Below are 16630 nucleotides of genomic sequence, written 5' to 3' on the forward strand. Positions count from 1 at the left end.
TGCCCGGTGTTACCGGATCTGTTACCGGATCAGAAAAATTCGATATCGTCGTTAGTGCCGAAAGTATCCTGAGCCTGTTTGTCGAAATGGTGACGATAGATTTCAAGTGCTTCGGCAACGGAATGGCCAGCCATGATGTGTTCAAACATAATGCGCTCGGCTTCCATCGTGTAATTGCTTTTTATGTGCTGCTGTAAGCTGTTCCAGGCACCGGCTTTATAGCGTTGTTCGGCATTGCCGATTAAATGCCCCATCCGTTCAAGACTATCGCCTACATGCTCAAGACGTTGGGTCAGGCGGTCATAAAACTGGAAGGCAATGATGGCCTGCTGAATTTCCTGTTGCAGCTCACTGGCAATTTCACCGGTCTTTTGTGGCAGGTCATCTCTATGAGCAGCGGCCAGTTGTACCAGCTTCTGTGAGTTATCCGCCATGGCGGTAAAGCTGCTGGTCAGCTTATTGATAGACTGATTTCCCTCATGCAGTGAGGTGTCTATCTGAGCGATAGCAAGAGCCAGCATGGTCAGGGTTTCACCTACCTGGCTCCAGTCAACTTCATGGTCAGCGGTTTTTCCGTACCCGCCCAGAGTGTGGCGTTGTTGTTGGCTCATTCAGATTCTCATTGCAGCGACTGCTTCAAGCATAGATGAGAATCTGAAGGTTGCCTGCGGATCAGTTTTCGTCTTTGTTCTGCAGTCGCAGCAGCAGGGCCGAGGTATCGAGCCTGCCGGCTCCCATTGACTGCAGTTCCCGGTAATAGTCATTTACCAGTCTGGTTACAGGAAGGTCGGTGTTGTTGCGCAGGGCTTCTTCGAGGCAGATATCCAGATCTTTACGCATCCAGTCGATGGCAAAGCCATGCTGGTACTCGCCTGCAATCATTGTTTGATTACGGTTGCTCATCTGCCAGCTGCCGGCAGCGCCCTGAGAAATCACACCCATTACTTTGTCACGATCTAAACCCGCTTTTTCGGCGAAATGCAGTCCTTCGGCAAGCGCTTGTATCAGTCCGGCAACGCAGATCTGATTGACCATTTTGGTTTTCTGGCCGCTGCCAATCTCTCCCATGCGCTCAATGGCACGGGTATATGGTGTGGTAATGGTCCGAATGTCGCTGAAATCACTGACCTCGCAGCCGACCATCAGACTCAGCTGACCATTGATGGCACCTTGCTGACCGCCGGATACCGGCGCATCGCAGAAGCGCAGTCCTGCGTTTTTGGCGGCTGATGCCATCTCTTCCGCCAGAAGGGCTGAGGTGGTGGTGTGATCAATGATTAATGTGCCGCGATTCATCGCCGCGATGGCGTTGTGCTGGCCGGTCAGAATGTCGCGTACATCATCATCGCGGCCGACACAGAGAATAACGGCGTCGCAATGGCGGACGGCGTTGCTGATGTTATCAAAGCCCTCACCGTTGTATTCGCTCAGCCATTGCGCTGTGCGGGCAGGGGTGCGGTTGTACACTCTGACAGAGTGGCCATTGTTGGCAAGATGGCCAGCCATTGGATAACCCATGTTGCCAAGTCCGATAAATGCCAGTGTTGCCATTGAAGTCTCCTGTAGCAGAAATAAAAAAAGCCGCTCAGTGAGCGGCTTTTTATACAACTAACCGGTTAGCCCGGGTAGTCGCGTTTTGGGTGGCCAGTGTACAGCTGGCGTGGACGACCAATGCGGTAATCGCTGCTGATCATCTCGTTCCAGTGTGCAATCCAGCCTGGGGTGCGGCCGGTGGCGAAGATTACGGTGAACATCTCGGTTGGGATGCCAATCGCTTTCAGGATGATACCAGAGTAGAAATCTACGTTCGGGTACAGGCCACGCTTCACGAAGTATTCGTCTTCGGTTGCGATTTTTTCCAGCTTCATGGCGATTTTCAGCAGTGGATCATCTTCCATACCCAGTTCAGCCAGAACTTCATCACAGGTCTGTTTCATAACCTTGGCGCGTGGATCGAAGTTCTTGTAAACGCGGTGACCGAAGCCCATCAGGCGGAATGGATCTTCTTTATCTTTCGCTTTGGCGATGAACTTATCGATGTTGGACTCGTCACCGATTTCAGTCAGCATGTTCAGTACAGCTTCGTTGGCGCCACCGTGAGCAGGGCCCCACAGTGCCGCGATGCCGGATGCGATACAGGCGAATGGGTTGGCACCGGTAGAACCGGCCAGACGTACAGTAGAAGTCGAGGCATTCTGTTCATGGTCGGCGTGCAGCAGGAAGATGCGATCCATAGCCTTGGCCAGAACAGGGCTGATTTTCTTCTCGTCACACGGAGTGTTGAACATCATGTGCAGGAAGTTTTCGGAGTAGCTCAGTTCATTACGTGGGTACATGAATGGCTGACCGATGGAATATTTGTAAACCATAGCTGCCAAAGTTGGCATTTTCGCAATCAGACGGTGCGCAGAAACTTCGCGGTGGTGCTGATCATGGATGTCCAGTGAGTCATGGTAGAAGGCTGACAGGGCGCCAACAACACCACACATTACCGCCATCGGGTGAGCGTCGCGGCGGAAACCATTAAAGAAGTGGCTCAGCTGCTCGTGCACCATGGTGTGGTTCTTAATGGTGTTAACGAAGTTTTCTTTTTCCTGCGCGTTTGGCAGTTCGCCGTGCAGCAACAGGTAGCAGGTTTCTAAATAATCAGATTTTTCCGCCAGTTGATCGATCGGGTAGCCACGGTGCAGCAGAACACCGGCAGCGCCGTCGATATAGGTAATTTTTGACTCAGTTGCGGCGGTCGACATGAAACCCGGATCGTAGGTAAACAGGCCTTTGCCAGAGAGGCTGCGAACGTCGACAACATCAGGTCCCATAGAGCCTTCGTAAACCGGAAGTTCCAGAGTTTCTTCTATGCCGTCAACTTTCAGTGTTGCTTTTTTGTCAGCCATGGATAGGCCTCCTGCTGTTCAAAATTTAGCCTTAAATATAAGGCGGACCTAAAAAGAAAGGGCACAACTATAGGTTCTGAACTCCGTTTGTCAATTACCCAGCGGTCGAGCAGCCATAAGCAGCCGCGTCTAGTATAGTCCTGCTGCGGTAATGTCACCTGATCTGCTGCATTTGTGTACTGCCTGTGCGATAGCGGCGCAGACTGTTTGTAAATCAACGGGTGGGTGACTATAATTTGTCGCGACCTGAAACTTGTGCAAATCTTGTACAAGGAATCAGGTATCTTCTTGAGCCTGCGCTTAACGCCTGCTTCGTGCGGAGCTGTTAAGCCCATATGAGAGTGTAAGAGCCGTGAATAGCAATAGACCTACAAATTTAGATCTGACTACTATTGAGCTCCCACTTCCCGGCAAAGCCTCCATCATTCATCGTATCTCCGGTTTTATTCTGTTCTTCGCTGTGGCTTTTATGCTGTGCGCGCTGGCGGCATCCCTGGAGTCAGCAGAAAGCTTTGCTGAACTGAAATCGGTGTTTGATAACGGTTTGGTTAAATTCATCACCTGGGGCATTTTGTCTGCATTGGGTTACCACTTGGTAGCGGGTGTTAAGCACCTGTTGATGGATATGGGAATTGGTGAAACCAAAGAAGGCGGTCGTACCGGTGCCATCATTACCTTGGTATGTGGCGTGATCGTAATCATTCTGGCGGGAGTTTGGGTATGGTAACAAGTGTCACCAATTTGGGCCGCAGTGGTCTGTACGACTGGGTTGTTCAGCGCGTTACCGCTGTTATCCTGGCGCTCTACACTCTGTTCCTGCTGGGCTTTGTGATTGCCTCTCCGGATATGCAATACGGACAATGGCAGGGCCTGTTTGCCTGCATCTGGATGAAAGTATTCAGTCTGGCCGCCCTGATCTCAATCTGTGCACATGCCTGGGTAGGTATGTGGACCATTTCAACTGACTATCTCAAAGCCGCCGCAATCCGTTTTGCGTTCCAGCTGGTATGCGCAGGATTCCTGTTCGTTTACCTGGTTTGGGGTATCGACATTCTCTGGAGTGTGTAAGTCATGTCTAAAATCAGAACCATGTCCTTCGATGCTATCGTAATCGGTGGTGGTGGCGCGGGTATGCGTGCTGCGCTGCAGTTGACCGAAGCCGGCATCAAGACCGCATGTGTGACCAAGGTTTTCCCAACCCGTTCGCACACTGTTTCAGCGCAGGGTGGTATCACCTGTGCGATTGCGTCAGCGGATCCTAATGATGATTGGCGCTGGCACATGTATGACACCGTTAAAGGTTCAGACTATATCGGTGACCAGGATGCTATTGAATATATGTGTTCAGTAGGTCCGCAGGCTGTTTTCGAACTGGAGCATATGGGTCTGCCATTCTCCCGTACTGAAGAAGGCCGTATTTATCAGCGCCCGTTCGGTGGCCAGTCCAAAGGTCCGGATAACCCGACTCAGGCAGCCCGTACCTGTGCGGCGGCTGACCGTACCGGTCACGCTCTGTTGCATGCTCTGTATCAGGGTAACCTGAAGGGCGGTACTACCTTCCTTAATGAATGGTATGCCGTTGATCTGGTGAAAAATGCCAAAGGTCAGGTTGCTGGTGTTATCGCGATTGATATCGAAAGTGGTGAAACCCTGTACCTGAAAGCCAAGGCAACTGTTCTTGCTACCGGCGGTGCCGGTCGTATTTATCAGTCCACAACCAATGCTCTGATCAATACCGGTGACGGTGTTGGTATGGCAATCCGTGCCGGTGTGCCGATGCAGGATATGGAAATGTGGCAGTTCCACCCAACCGGTATTGCCGGCGCGGGCGTTCTGGTAACAGAAGGCTGTCGTGGTGAGGGTGGCTACCTGGTAAACAAAGACGGTGAGCGCTTCATGGAGCGTTATGCCCCTAACGCCAAAGACCTTGCAGGTCGTGACGTTGTTGCCCGTTCTATGGTTCTGGAAATTCTGGAAGGCCGTGGTTGTGGTGAAGACGGTGATCACGTGTTCCTGAAGCTGGATCATCTGGGTGAAGAAACCCTGAATGCCAAGCTGCCAGGTATTCTTGAACTGTCCCGTACCTTCGCACATGCTGACCCGGTAAAAGAGCCGATTCCGGTTGTTCCAACCTGTCACTATATGATGGGCGGTATTCCAACCAATATTGGTGGTCAGGCATTGACTCAGGACGAAAACGGCAACGATGTTGTTGTTGAAGGTCTGTATGCTGCCGGCGAAATCGCTTGTGTATCCGTGCACGGTGCCAACCGTCTGGGTGGTAACTCACTGCTCGACCTGGTGGTATTCGGTCGTGCTGTGGGTCTGCAGGTTGAGAAGAGCTTTAAAGATGGCTTTGAGGCAGTTGATGCTTCTGAAGAAGATATCGAACGTGCCATGGCCCGTCTGAATCGTCTGAATAACTCGACTACCGGTGAGTCTGTGGCTGCTGTTCGTGCAGATCTGCAGAAAACCATGCAGCTGTACTTCGGTGTATTCCGTGAAGGCCCAAGCATGGAAAAAGGTCTGGCGATGCTCGACGAAATTGGTGAGCGCGTTAAGAACACAATGCTCGAAGATAAGAGCGGTCCATTCAACACTGCCCGTATCGAAGCTCTGGAACTGGATAACCTGTTCGAGACCGCTTATGCCACAGCAGTTGCTGCAATTGAGCGTAAAGAGTCACGTGGTGCTCATGCCCGTAACGACTTTACTGAACGTGACGATGAGAACTGGCTGTGCCACTCATTGTACTTCCCGCAAACCAAGACCATCGGCAAGCGTGCTGTGAACTTTGCTCCTAAAACTGTGGCAGCGTTCCCTCCGAAAGTCCGTACTTATTAATAGGGGAGTATTGAAATGTTAGTGAGTGTATATCGCTACAATCCGGAGAAAGATCAGGCTCCTTACATGCAGGATTACGAAATTAACGTACCTGGTAATAAGGACGTGATGATTCTGGATGTGCTGGCTCTGGTTAAAGAGCAGGACCCGACTCTGGCTTACCGCCGCTCATGCCGTGAAGGCGTGTGTGGTTCTGATGGTATGAACATCAACGGTAAAAACGGTCTGGCCTGTATCACGCCGATCTCTGAAGCAACCAAAGGCAAAATGGATAAGCTGGTGCTGCGTCCTCTGCCAGGTATGCCAGTGATCCGTGACCTGGTCATCGACATGGCGCTGTTCTACAAGCAGTACGAAAAGATCAAGCCTTACCTGGTGAACAATACACCAGCTCCGGCTATCGAGCGTCTGCAGAGCCCTGAAGAGCGTGAAAAACTGGATGGTCTGTACGAGTGTATTCTCTGTGCATGCTGTTCTACTTCCTGCCCGTCTTTCTGGTGGAATCCGGACAAATTCGTTGGTCCGGCAGGTCTGTTGCAGGCTTACCGCTTCCTGGCGGATAGTCGCGATACCATGACACAGGAACGATTGGCGGAATTGAGTGATCCATTCAGCGTATTCCGTTGCCGTGGCATCATGAATTGTGTCAATGTGTGCCCGAAAGGATTGAATCCAACGCGCGCCATTGGGCACATCCGTAATATGCTGTTATCCCAGCAATTATAGGAAAAGCACCACTGACGACCGGTGGTATTAGACGTAAGTGGGCTGGACACACAGCCCGCTTACGTTGACAATTTTTCAAAAATAGACCTCACAAAGTTCTATTTTTAACTAAGCTGAATTTTTAGTTGAGGGAGCGGGGAATCCCCGGTTCACCTCAGAGGCCTTGCGATCTATCCGGTCGGCCCTCTATCCTGCCTAGCGCTAGAGTCGGTGCGTACACTCTGTGGGTGATTTCCCTCGTTTATTCAAAAACAGGGTGGTCGTACATGCACGAGCAGACAATGGAGCAACTTTGGAGCACCTCTCAATTAGCGGGAGGTAATGTTGCTTATATGGAGGAGCTCTTCGAAACCTACCTCAGAGACCCCAATGAGGTTCCCGAAGAGTGGCGCAATTATTTTGATCAGTTACCACGCGTCGACGAAAACACTTCCGTAGATACTCCCCATAAGCCCATTCGGGAACAGTTTCTTCTTCTTTCCAAAAATCAGCGTCGTTCCCGTCCTGTATCCCAGGGAGCTGTCAGCTCTGATCATGAACGTAAGCAGGTTCAGGTATTGCAGTTAATCAATGCCTACCGCGGTCGTGGTCATCAGCATGCCAAGCTGGATCCGCTTGATCTGATGGAACGTCAGAAAGTCCCGGATCTTGATCTTGCATTTCATGGTTTATCCCGGGCCGATCTGGATACTGTTTTCCAGACCGGCTCTTTGTTTATTGGTCAGGACGAAGCCTCGCTGAACGATATTCTTGCAGCGCTGGATATGACCTATTGCGGTACCGTCGGTGCCGAATATATGCACATTGTAAACACCGCAGAACAGCGCTGGTTTCAGCAGCGACTGGAAAGTGTTCGCGCCCATCCTAAATTCGGCAGTGAAGTTAAACTCCATCTGCTCGAGCGTTTAACGGCTGCCGAAGGTCTGGAAAAATATCTGGGTTCCCGTTATCCGGGGGTTAAGCGTTTTGGTCTGGAAGGTGGTGAAAGTCTTATTCCGCTGATGGACGAGCTGATCCAGCGCAGCGGTACCTACGGCGCCAAAGAAATTGTTATCGGTATGGCACACCGTGGCCGACTGAATACGCTGATTAATACCCTGGGTAAAAAGACTTCCGATCTGTTTGATGAATTCGACGGTAAAGTGCATTACGAATCCCACGGTGACGTGAAGTATCACCAGGGTTTCTCATCCAACGTAATGACATCTGGTGGTGAAGTTCACCTCGCGCTTGCTTTCAACCCATCTCACCTGGAGATTGTTTCTCCGGTGGTCGAAGGTTCGGTGCGTGCCCGTCAGGATCGTCGTAATGATCAGACCGGTGAAAAAGTTGTTCCGGTTATTATGCACGGTGACTCCGCGTTTGCAGGTCAGGGTGTGGTGATGGAAACCTTCCAGATGTCACAGACCCGCGCTTACAAAACCGGCGGCACCATTCATATTGTGATTAACAACCAGGTTGGTTTCACAACATCCAAGCGTGAAGATGTTCGCTCGACCGAATACTGCACCGATGTTGCCAAAATTGTTGAAGCGCCGATTCTGCATGTTAATGGCGATGATCCGGAAGCCGTATTGTTCGTTACTCAGCTGGCCGTTGATTACCGCAATGAATTCAAGAAAGACGTGGTGATTGACCTCGTGTGTTACCGCCGTCGTGGTCATAACGAAGCGGATGAACCGTCCGGCACTCAGCCTTTGATGTATGCAAAAATCAAAGCGCAGAAAACCACCCGTGAACTCTATTCCGATAAGCTGATTGCCGCAGGCGTTCTGACCGCAGAAAGCAGTAAAGAGCTGGAAGAAGACTACCGTAAGGCGCTGGATAACGGTCATCACGTTGCCAAGAGTCTGGTAAAAGAGCCGAATACCGAACTGTTCGTTGACTGGACTCCGTACCTCGGACATGAGTGGACCGCGCGTGCGGATACCCGCTTTGATCTGAAACAGCTGCAGGAACTGGCGAACAAACTGCTGGAAGTACCGGAAGGTTTCTCGGTGCAGCGTCAGGTCGGAAAAATTCTTGAAGACCGTGGTCGTATGGCTGCGGGCGCTATGCCAATTAACTGGGGCTTTGCGGAAACCATGGCTTATGCAACCTTGTTGCATGAAGGTCATCAGATCCGTATCACTGGTCAGGACGTGGGGCGTGGAACCTTCTCTCACCGTCATGCGGTTCTGCATAACCAGAAAGACGGCTCCAGCTACATTCCACTTAAGCATGTTAAAGAAGGGCAGCCAGCCTTTGATCTGTACGACTCTCTGTTGTCAGAAGAGGCGGTACTGGCGTTTGAATATGGCTACGCCACGACCACTCCGGGAGCACTGGTTATCTGGGAAGCCCAGTTCGGTGATTTCGCCAACGGTGCGCAGGTGGTATTCGATCAGTTTATTTCTTCCGGCGAACACAAGTGGGGTCGCCTGTGCGGTCTGACTATGCTGCTGCCGCATGGCTATGAAGGTCAGGGACCAGAGCACTCCTCAGCCCGTCTGGAGCGTTATCTGCAGCTCTGTGCTGAACACAACGTACAGATCTGTGTGCCGTCCACCCCGGCTCAGGTTTACCACATGTTGCGTCGTCAGGTGATTCGTCCGCTGCGTAAGCCGCTGGTGGTTATGTCACCGAAGAGTCTGCTGCGTCATAAACTGGCTATCAGTACTCTGGAAGAGCTGGCAGGCGGTCGCTTCTACACAGTGATTGATGAGGTTGATGAGCTGGAAGCAGCGGCAGTACGCCGGGTGCTTCTGTGTTCAGGTAAGGTTTATTACGACCTGCTGGAACGTCGCCGTGCGGAAGAAATCAAGGATGTTGCCATTGTTCGTATAGAACAGTTGTATCCGTTCCCGGCCAAACAGCTTGCCAAAGTGCTGTCTAAATACAGCAATGTTGAAGAAGTTGTCTGGACTCAGGAGGAGCCAATGAACATGGGCGCCTGGTACAGCAGTCAGCACCATATGCGCCGTGCGTTGTCGCAGCTGAATCCGGATCTGCATCTGCAGTATGCCGGCCGTGCCGCTTCCGCTTCTCCGGCTGCAGGCTATATGGCACTGCACCTTGAACAGCAAGAAAAATTAATTCGTGACGCTCTGGGACTCCAGGGCTAGGTAACCGCAGGAATATTAAGGAAAACATAATGAGCATTGAAATTAAGGCACCCACTTTTCCTGAGTCTGTCGCTGACGGCACGGTTGCTACCTGGCATAAAAAGCCTGGTGAACCTGTGCAGCGTGATGAGCTGTTGGTGGATATTGAAACCGATAAAGTCGTGCTGGAGGTTGTTGCTCCGGCAGATGGCACACTGAAAAATGTGCTCAAAGAAGAGGGTGATGTTGTACTGAGTGACGAAGTTCTTGCGGTCTTCGTTGCTGGTGAAGTTGCGGCTGCTCCTGCGGCAGAAGCTTCAGCACCTGCGGCAGCTGAGCCTGCTGCTGCCGGCGACGTAATTATGAGCCCTGCGGCCCGTAAAATTGCGGAAGAAAACGGCGTAGCTGCTTCGGCGATTGCCGCGACCGGTAAAGATGGTCGTGTGACCAAAGAAGATGTGGTTAACCATCTGAAATCTGCTCCGAAATCAGCACCAGCCGCGGCTCCGGCCAAAGCGGCTGCACCAGCGGCCAAAGCTCCGGTGATTCCGGAAGGCGACCGTATTGAGAAGCGCGTGCCTATGACCCGTCTGCGTGCCACTATTGCCCGCCGCCTGGTTGAAGCACAACAGAATGCCGCCATGCTGACGACCTATAACGAAGTCAACATGAAGCCGGTTATGGATCTGCGTGCCAAGTACAAAGATCAGTTTGAGAAAGTACACGGCGTTAAACTGGGCTTTATGTCGTTCTTTGTGAAGGCGGCAACAGAAGCACTGAAACGCTTCCCGGCAGTGAATGCCTCTATTGATGGCAATGACATGGTTTACCATGGCTATCAGGATATCGGTGTTGCGGTTTCTACCGAGCGTGGTCTGGTTGTACCTATTCTGCGTGATACCGATGGTATGGGTCTGGCTGAAATTGAAAGCACCATCGGCGATTACGCCGGCCGTGCCCGTGACGGTAAGCTGGGCATTGATGAAATGCAGGGCGGTACTTTCACTATTACCAATGGCGGTACTTTCGGTTCTCTGATGTCCACACCAATTCTGAATCCACCGCAAACGGCCATTATGGGCATGCACAAGATTCAGGAACGCCCGATGGCTGTGAACGGTCAGGTTGTGATTCTGCCAATGATGTACCTCGCACTGTCATACGATCATCGTATGATCGATGGTAAAGAGGCCGTGCAGTTCCTGGTGGCGATCAAAGATCTTCTGGAAGATCCTGCCCGTCTGCTGTTAGACATTTAATCGGATAGTTAAGGAAATAAAGATGAGTAAGAAGTTTGATGTCGTCGTTATCGGTGGTGGTCCTGCCGGTTATGTCGCAGCTATCCGTTGTGCACAACTGGGCCTGAACACTGCCTGTATCGATAAATGGCTGAGCAAAGATGGTAAGGCTGTATTTGGCGGAACCTGCCTGAATGTGGGCTGTATTCCTTCCAAAGCCTTGCTGGATACTTCGCACAAGTACGAAGAAGCCAAAGAGAAACTGTCTCTGCATGGCATCAGTGTTGGCGAAGTCAATATCGATATCGCCGCGATGCTGAAGCGTAAAGATCAGATCGTTAAAAACCTGACAATGGGTGTTGCGACACTGTTCAAAGCCAACGGTGTAACGCCATTTGAAGGTACCGGTAAATTGCTGGCTGGTAAAAAGGTCGAATTTACCAGTCACGCCGGAACTGCTGAAATCCTCGAAGCTGAGCATGTGATCATTGCCACAGGTTCTGTGCCGGTGATTATTCCGCCAGCACCACTGACCGAAGGCGTTATTGTCGATTCCACCGGCGCGCTGGAATTCAGCGAAGTGCCAAAACGTCTGGGCGTTATTGGCGCAGGTGTCATTGGTCTGGAGCTGGGTAGTGTCTGGGGCCGTCTGGGTGCGGAAGTGGTTGTACTGGAAGCGCAGGACAAATTCCTGCATCTGGTTGACCAGACCGTTGCCAAAGAAGCGCAGAAACTGTTCACCAAGCAGGGTATGACCATCCGTCTGGGTGCCCGTGTAACCGGTACTGAGGTAAAAGGTAAGCAGGTAACTGTGACCTATCAGGATGCCGAAGGTGAGAAGAAAGAAGTCTTCGACAAACTGATCGTTGCGGTTGGCCGTCGTCCTTACACCGAAGGCCTGATGAGTGGCGACTGCGGTGTGAATATGGACGAGCGTGGTTTCATTCACGTCGACGAAACCTGCAGCACTGATGCTCCTGGCGTTTGGGCTGTTGGTGATGTGGTGCGTGGTCCTATGCTGGCACACAAAGCATCTGAGGAAGGTGTGATGGTTGCCGAGCGTATCGCCGGTCATAAAGCACAGCTGAATTACGATGTGATTCCTTCTGTCATTTACACCCACCCGGAAATTGCCTGGGTTGGTAAAACAGAAGAGCAGATTAAAGCAGATGGTGAACCATACAACGTTGGTATGTTCCCGTTTGCAGCTAATGGCCGTGCAATGGCCGCTGCTGATACCGATGGTTTTGTGAAAATCATCGCCCATGCAGAAACTGACCGTATTCTTGGTGCCAGTGTGATTGGCCCGAATGCCGGTGATCTGTGTCAGCAGATTGTTGTGGCAATGGAGTTTGGTTCAAGCGCTGAAGATGTGGGCATGATGGTGTTTGCACACCCAACCGTTTCTGAAGCGGTGCATGAAGCAGCTTTGGCCGTTAACAACAATGCGATTCACAAAGCGAATCGTAAAACCAAAGCGAAAAAGTAATACGTTGGCCCGGAGTTCCGGGCCTCGCTTTATGGCCGGGCGAGAGTGCTGAATAAGTACTGCCGACACGATTGGCTGCCCGGTTAACACAGGCTGTTGGGTAACCCCCGACTCAATAAGAGAAACAGGACGAAAGCGATGAACCTTCACGAATATCAGGGTAAACAGCTTTTTGCTCAGTATGGTCTGCCAGTATCGAAAGGTGTGGCAGCCAAAACTGCAGAAGAAGCTGCAGCAGCGGCCGACACCATTGGCGGTGACCGCTGGGTTGTTAAAGCTCAGGTACATGCCGGTGGCCGTGGTAAGGCCGGTGGTGTGAAGCTGGTTTCTTCCAAAGAAGAAATCTCTGAGTTTGCCAACAAGTGGCTGGGTAAAAACCTGGTAACTTACCAGACTGATGAAAAGGGTCAGCCGGTCAGCCGTATTCTGGTTGAGAGCTGCACCGATATCGCTCAGGAACTGTATCTGGGTGCGGTCGTCGACCGTTCTTCACGCCGTGTGGTATTTATGGCCTCAACTGAGGGCGGTGTGGAAATTGAAAAAGTAGCGGAAGAAACTCCGGAAAAAATTCTGAAAGCCACGATTGATCCACTGGTAGGCGCGCAGCCATATCAGGGTCGTGAACTGGCATTCCAGCTGGGTCTGAAAGGTGATCAGGTGAAGCAGTTCACCAATATCTTCCTGGGCCTGGCCAAACTGTTTGTTGATAAAGATCTGGCGCTGCTGGAAATCAACCCGCTGGTTATCACCACCGAAGGCAATCTGCACTGCCTGGATGCCAAGATCAACATCGACAGCAACGCGGTTTACCGTCATAAAGATCTGCAGGAAATGCATGATCCTTCCCAGGAAGATGCACGTGAAGCTCACGCTGCTGAGTGGGAACTGAACTACGTAGCACTGGATGGCAACATCGGCTGCATGGTGAACGGTGCCGGTCTGGCGATGGGTACTATGGATATCGTGAAACTGCATGGTGGTCAGCCGGCTAACTTCCTCGACGTAGGTGGCGGTGCAACCAAAGAACGTGTGGTTGAAGCATTCAAGATCATTCTGTCTGACGAAAAAGTAAAAGCCGTATTCATCAATATTTTTGGTGGTATCGTGCGTTGCGACATGATTGCTGAAGGCGTGATCGGCGCTGTAAAAGAAGTCGGTGTTAAGGTTCCTGTGGTTGTTCGCCTGCAAGGTAACAACGCTGAAGTGGGCGCCAAGGTTCTGACTGAAAGCGGCCTGAACATTATCGCGGATACCGACCTGACTGGCGCAGCCCAGAAAGTGGTCGCAGCTGCAGCTGGCAATTAAGGGGTAATCATGAGCATTTTAATCAATAAAGACACCAAAGTGATCTGCCAGGGCTTTACCGGTGCTCAGGGTACTTTCCACTCTGAACAGGCGATTGCATACGGCACCAAAATGGTTGGTGGTGTAACTCCGGGTAAAGGTGGCACTGAACACCTGGGCCTGCCGGTATTCAATACCGTTAAAGACGCGGTTGCTGCAACCGGTGCTGAAGCTTCTGTTATTTACGTACCAGCTCCTTTCTGTAAAGACTCTATCCTTGAAGCCGCTAATGCCGGCATCAAGCTGATCGTTTGTATTACCGAAGGTATTCCTACACTGGATATGCTGGATGCGAAAGTTAAGTGTGACGAGCTGGGCGTTCGCCTGATCGGACCTAACTGTCCGGGTGTTATCACTCCGGGAGAATGTAAGATCGGTATTATGCCGGGTCACATTCACCTGCCAGGTAAAGTCGGTATTGTTTCCCGTTCCGGTACTCTGACCTATGAAGCGGTTAAGCAGACCACTGATTACGGCTTTGGCCAGTCTACCTGTGTTGGTATTGGTGGCGACCCGATTCCGGGCTCCAACTTTATCGACATCCTGAAAATGTTCCAGGAAGATCCGGCAACTGAAGCCATCGTCATGATCGGTGAAATCGGCGGTACTGCAGAAGAGGAAGCAGCGGCTTTCATTAAAGCTAATGTGACCAAGCCTGTTGTTTCTTACATCGCGGGTGTTACTGCACCTCCGGGTAAGCGTATGGGTCATGCCGGCGCGATCATCTCCGGTGGTAAAGGTACTGCGGCCGATAAATTTGCGGCACTGCAGGACGCTGGTGTTGCTACCTGCCAGAGTCTGGCCGATATCGGTAAGACGCTGAAAGAAGTAACCGGCTGGTAAGTGTTACCGCTATAAAAAAGAACCCGCTACGGCGGGTTTTTTTGTGCATGACTACCAGCGCGCATGAAGGTTCGGACCGGTGCCGGCTAGACCTTGGTGTTATGACCCTTGGTCGAATAGTCGCGGTAACCACACATCCCCTAAGGTGTATTCATTCACACAGGAGGAATTTTTTATGGGTTACCAACAGGAATATCAGGCTTCGATCGAACAGCCTGAAGCCTTCTGGCAAAAACAGTCACAACGGATTCAATGGTTTAAAGAACCCAAGGCCATTCTCAGCAAAGATGAACATGGTATTGATCGCTGGTTTGCTGACGGACAGCTCAATACCGCTTATCTGGCGCTGGATTATCACGTTCTGCAGGGACGTGGAGACCAGCTTGCTCTTATCTATGATTCCCCGGTGACCGGGAATAAACGTACCTATACCTACAGCCAGCTGACCGAAGCCGTCGCGCGCTGTGCCGGTATGCTGGTCAGTCAGGGCGTTGGTAAAGGCGATTGCGTGATCGTGTATATGCCGATGATTCCGGAGGCTGCGATCGCCATGCTGGCCTGTGCACGCATTGGTGCCGTGCATTCGGTGGTGTTTGGTGGCTTTGCTCCGAATGAGCTGGCGGTGCGTATTGATGATGCCGTACCTAAGGTCATTATGTCAGCGTCCTGTGGTATCGAAGTCGACCGTATTATTGAATACAAACCGATTCTGGATGCTGCCATTGATATGGCGGCGCATAAGCCTGAGCGCTGTGTCATTTTTCAGCGTGAACAACAGCGCTGTGAGCTGACCGCAGGGCGTGATATTGACTGGCAACAGGCCGTGGCTGCCGCTCAGCCTGCTGATTGTACGCCGGTGTCGGCGCTTGATCCTCTGTACATTCTTTATACCTCCGGTACCACCGGAAAGCCTAAGGGGGTTGTGCGCGACAATGGTGGTCATGCGGTGGCTATGAGTTACAGCATGAGTGTTGTTTACGATATGCATCCGGGGGATGTGTTCTGGGCTGCTTCCGATGTCGGCTGGGTGGTTGGCCATTCTTATATTGTTTATGCGCCGTTAATTGCAGGCTGCACCACGGTCTTTTATGAAGGCAAGCCGGTACGTACACCGGATGCCGGTGCTTTCTGGCGGGTCTGTGCCGAGTATGGTGTCAAAGGATTGTTTGCTGCACCTACAGCGTTCCGCGCGATCCGCAAAGAAGATCCGCAATGCCTGCAGGCGGAAAAATACGACCTCAGTAAGCTTACAACCATTTTTATGGCCGGTGAGCGTTTAGATCCTCCGACTTATGAGTGGGTGGATCAGCATATTAAACGTCCGATTGTGGATCACTGGTGGCAGACCGAAACCGGCTGGGCGATTGCCGGCAATCATATGGGGCTTGAGCCAGCAAAAGTGAAGGCGGGTTCTGTTACACGCCCGTCACCCGGATTTAATGTGCAGATTTTAGATCCGAAGGGGCGTCCGGTTGCTGCCAATGAGCAGGGCAGTATTGCTATCAAATTGCCATTGCCGCCAGGATGTCTGCCGACTATCTGGGGCAATCACGAGCGTTTTGTCGCCGGTTATCTGGGTACTTACAAAGGGTATTACATTACCGGTGATGGCGGTTATCTGGATGATGATAACTATCTGTTTGTGCTTGGGCGTACTGACGACATCATCAATGTTGCCGGTCATCGTCTGTCGACCGGTGAGATGGAGGAGGTGGTTGCCGGGCATGCGGCGGTCGCGGAATGTGCGGTCATTGGCCGTCACAGTGATCTTAAAGGTGAAGAGCCTCTGGGGCTGGTGCTGCTGAAAGACGGTGTTGATATTGATGAAGAAACGCTGAAACTTGAGCTTGTACAGCGCGTCCGTGACCGGATTGGTGCGGTGGCCAGTTTCCGTGATGCGGTTGTGGTGCAGCGTTTGCCCAAAACCCGTTCCGGCAAAATTTTGCGTAAAGTACTGCGCAATATCGCTAATAACGAGGAATACCAGACACCGTCAACCATCGATGATCCGGCCTGTCTGGGAGAGATTGAGCAGATTCTTCTGAAAAAAGGACTGCGGCCGGAGAACTAATATCAGGTCGCTCAGTCATAGAATGAGCAGGCGAAAGCCAGTTTGCTCTCTCTGATTATTATGGTGTTTACCGGGCCGATTCCAGCCCGGTTTTTTTT

At 51.6% G+C, this 16630-nt stretch carries 13 protein-coding genes; 10 read left to right on the forward strand and 3 right to left on the reverse strand.

Going from position 1 to position 16630, the window contains the following annotated elements; genetic code table 11:
* Positions 1 to 29 precede the first annotated feature (29 nt).
* The 3 genes from LGT44_RS19095 to gltA all read right to left on the reverse strand — a co-directional run bounded on the left by LGT44_RS19095 (position 30) and on the right by gltA (position 2894).
* Positions 30 to 611 carry a hypothetical protein gene (locus tag LGT44_RS19095; RefSeq protein WP_145468904.1) on the reverse strand — a complete coding sequence of 194 codons (582 nt, stop codon included), beginning with the start codon at positions 609 to 611 and terminating at the stop codon, positions 30 to 32.
* Between the two features lie 61 nt (positions 612 to 672).
* Positions 673 to 1608, reverse strand: coding sequence for an NAD(P)-dependent oxidoreductase (locus LGT44_RS19100; RefSeq protein WP_328296361.1), 936 nt, complete (start codon positions 1606 to 1608; stop codon positions 673 to 675).
* 8 nt (positions 1609 to 1616) lie between these two features.
* Positions 1617 to 2894, reverse strand: coding sequence for a citrate synthase (gene gltA / locus LGT44_RS19105; RefSeq protein WP_230332013.1), 1278 nt, complete (start codon positions 2892 to 2894; stop codon positions 1617 to 1619).
* 352 nt (positions 2895 to 3246) lie between these two features.
* On the opposite strand from gltA, the gene sdhC reads away from it, so the two are divergent.
* From sdhC to LGT44_RS19155, 10 genes are all read left to right on the forward strand, one after another.
* Complete coding sequence (sdhC, locus tag LGT44_RS19110) at positions 3247 to 3621, forward strand: succinate dehydrogenase, cytochrome b556 subunit (RefSeq protein ID WP_145468901.1); 375 nt, start codon at positions 3247 to 3249, stop codon at positions 3619 to 3621.
* The gene (gene sdhD, locus LGT44_RS19115) at positions 3615 to 3962 is read left to right on the forward strand and encodes a succinate dehydrogenase, hydrophobic membrane anchor protein (RefSeq protein ID WP_225691980.1); all 348 of its coding nucleotides are present in this window, start codon (positions 3615 to 3617) and stop codon (positions 3960 to 3962) included. Before sdhC ends, sdhD begins: the two co-directional genes overlap by 7 nt.
* A 3-nt stretch (positions 3963 to 3965) precedes the next feature.
* Positions 3966 to 5738: a succinate dehydrogenase flavoprotein subunit gene (sdhA, locus tag LGT44_RS19120; protein ID WP_145468899.1), complete on the forward strand. Its 1773-nt coding sequence runs from the start codon at positions 3966 to 3968 to the stop codon at positions 5736 to 5738.
* Positions 5739 to 5753: 15 nt separating this feature from the next.
* Positions 5754 to 6464 carry a succinate dehydrogenase iron-sulfur subunit gene (locus LGT44_RS19125; RefSeq protein ID WP_145468898.1) on the forward strand — a complete coding sequence of 237 codons (711 nt, stop codon included), beginning with the start codon at positions 5754 to 5756 and terminating at the stop codon, positions 6462 to 6464.
* A 266-nt stretch (positions 6465 to 6730) separates the two neighbouring features.
* Positions 6731 to 9568 carry a 2-oxoglutarate dehydrogenase E1 component gene (locus LGT44_RS19130; RefSeq protein ID WP_225691981.1) on the forward strand — a complete coding sequence of 946 codons (2838 nt, stop codon included), beginning with the start codon at positions 6731 to 6733 and terminating at the stop codon, positions 9566 to 9568.
* Between the two features lie 29 nt (positions 9569 to 9597).
* Positions 9598 to 10806, forward strand: a complete 1209-nt coding sequence (gene odhB / locus LGT44_RS19135; protein ID WP_145468896.1) for a 2-oxoglutarate dehydrogenase complex dihydrolipoyllysine-residue succinyltransferase — start codon at positions 9598 to 9600, stop codon at positions 10804 to 10806.
* A 22-nt stretch (positions 10807 to 10828) separates the two neighbouring features.
* Positions 10829 to 12274 (forward strand): dihydrolipoyl dehydrogenase, encoded by a 1446-nt coding sequence (lpdA, locus tag LGT44_RS19140; protein WP_145468895.1) that lies wholly within the window; start codon positions 10829 to 10831, stop codon positions 12272 to 12274.
* Positions 12275 to 12412: 138 nt separating this feature from the next.
* Positions 12413 to 13579, forward strand: a complete 1167-nt coding sequence (gene sucC, locus LGT44_RS19145) for an ADP-forming succinate--CoA ligase subunit beta (protein WP_225691983.1) — start codon at positions 12413 to 12415, stop codon at positions 13577 to 13579.
* Positions 13580 to 13588: 9 nt separating this feature from the next.
* Complete coding sequence (gene sucD / locus LGT44_RS19150) at positions 13589 to 14461, forward strand: succinate--CoA ligase subunit alpha (RefSeq protein WP_225691984.1); 873 nt, start codon at positions 13589 to 13591, stop codon at positions 14459 to 14461.
* 175 nt (positions 14462 to 14636) lie between these two features.
* Positions 14637 to 16532, forward strand: a complete 1896-nt coding sequence (locus LGT44_RS19155) for a propionyl-CoA synthetase (protein ID WP_225691985.1) — start codon at positions 14637 to 14639, stop codon at positions 16530 to 16532.
* Positions 16533 to 16630: the final 98 nt, after the last annotated feature.

The organism is Thalassolituus alkanivorans, assembly GCF_020447205.1.
GTDB lineage: Bacteria > Pseudomonadota > Gammaproteobacteria > Pseudomonadales > Oceanobacteraceae > Venatoribacter > Venatoribacter alkanivorans.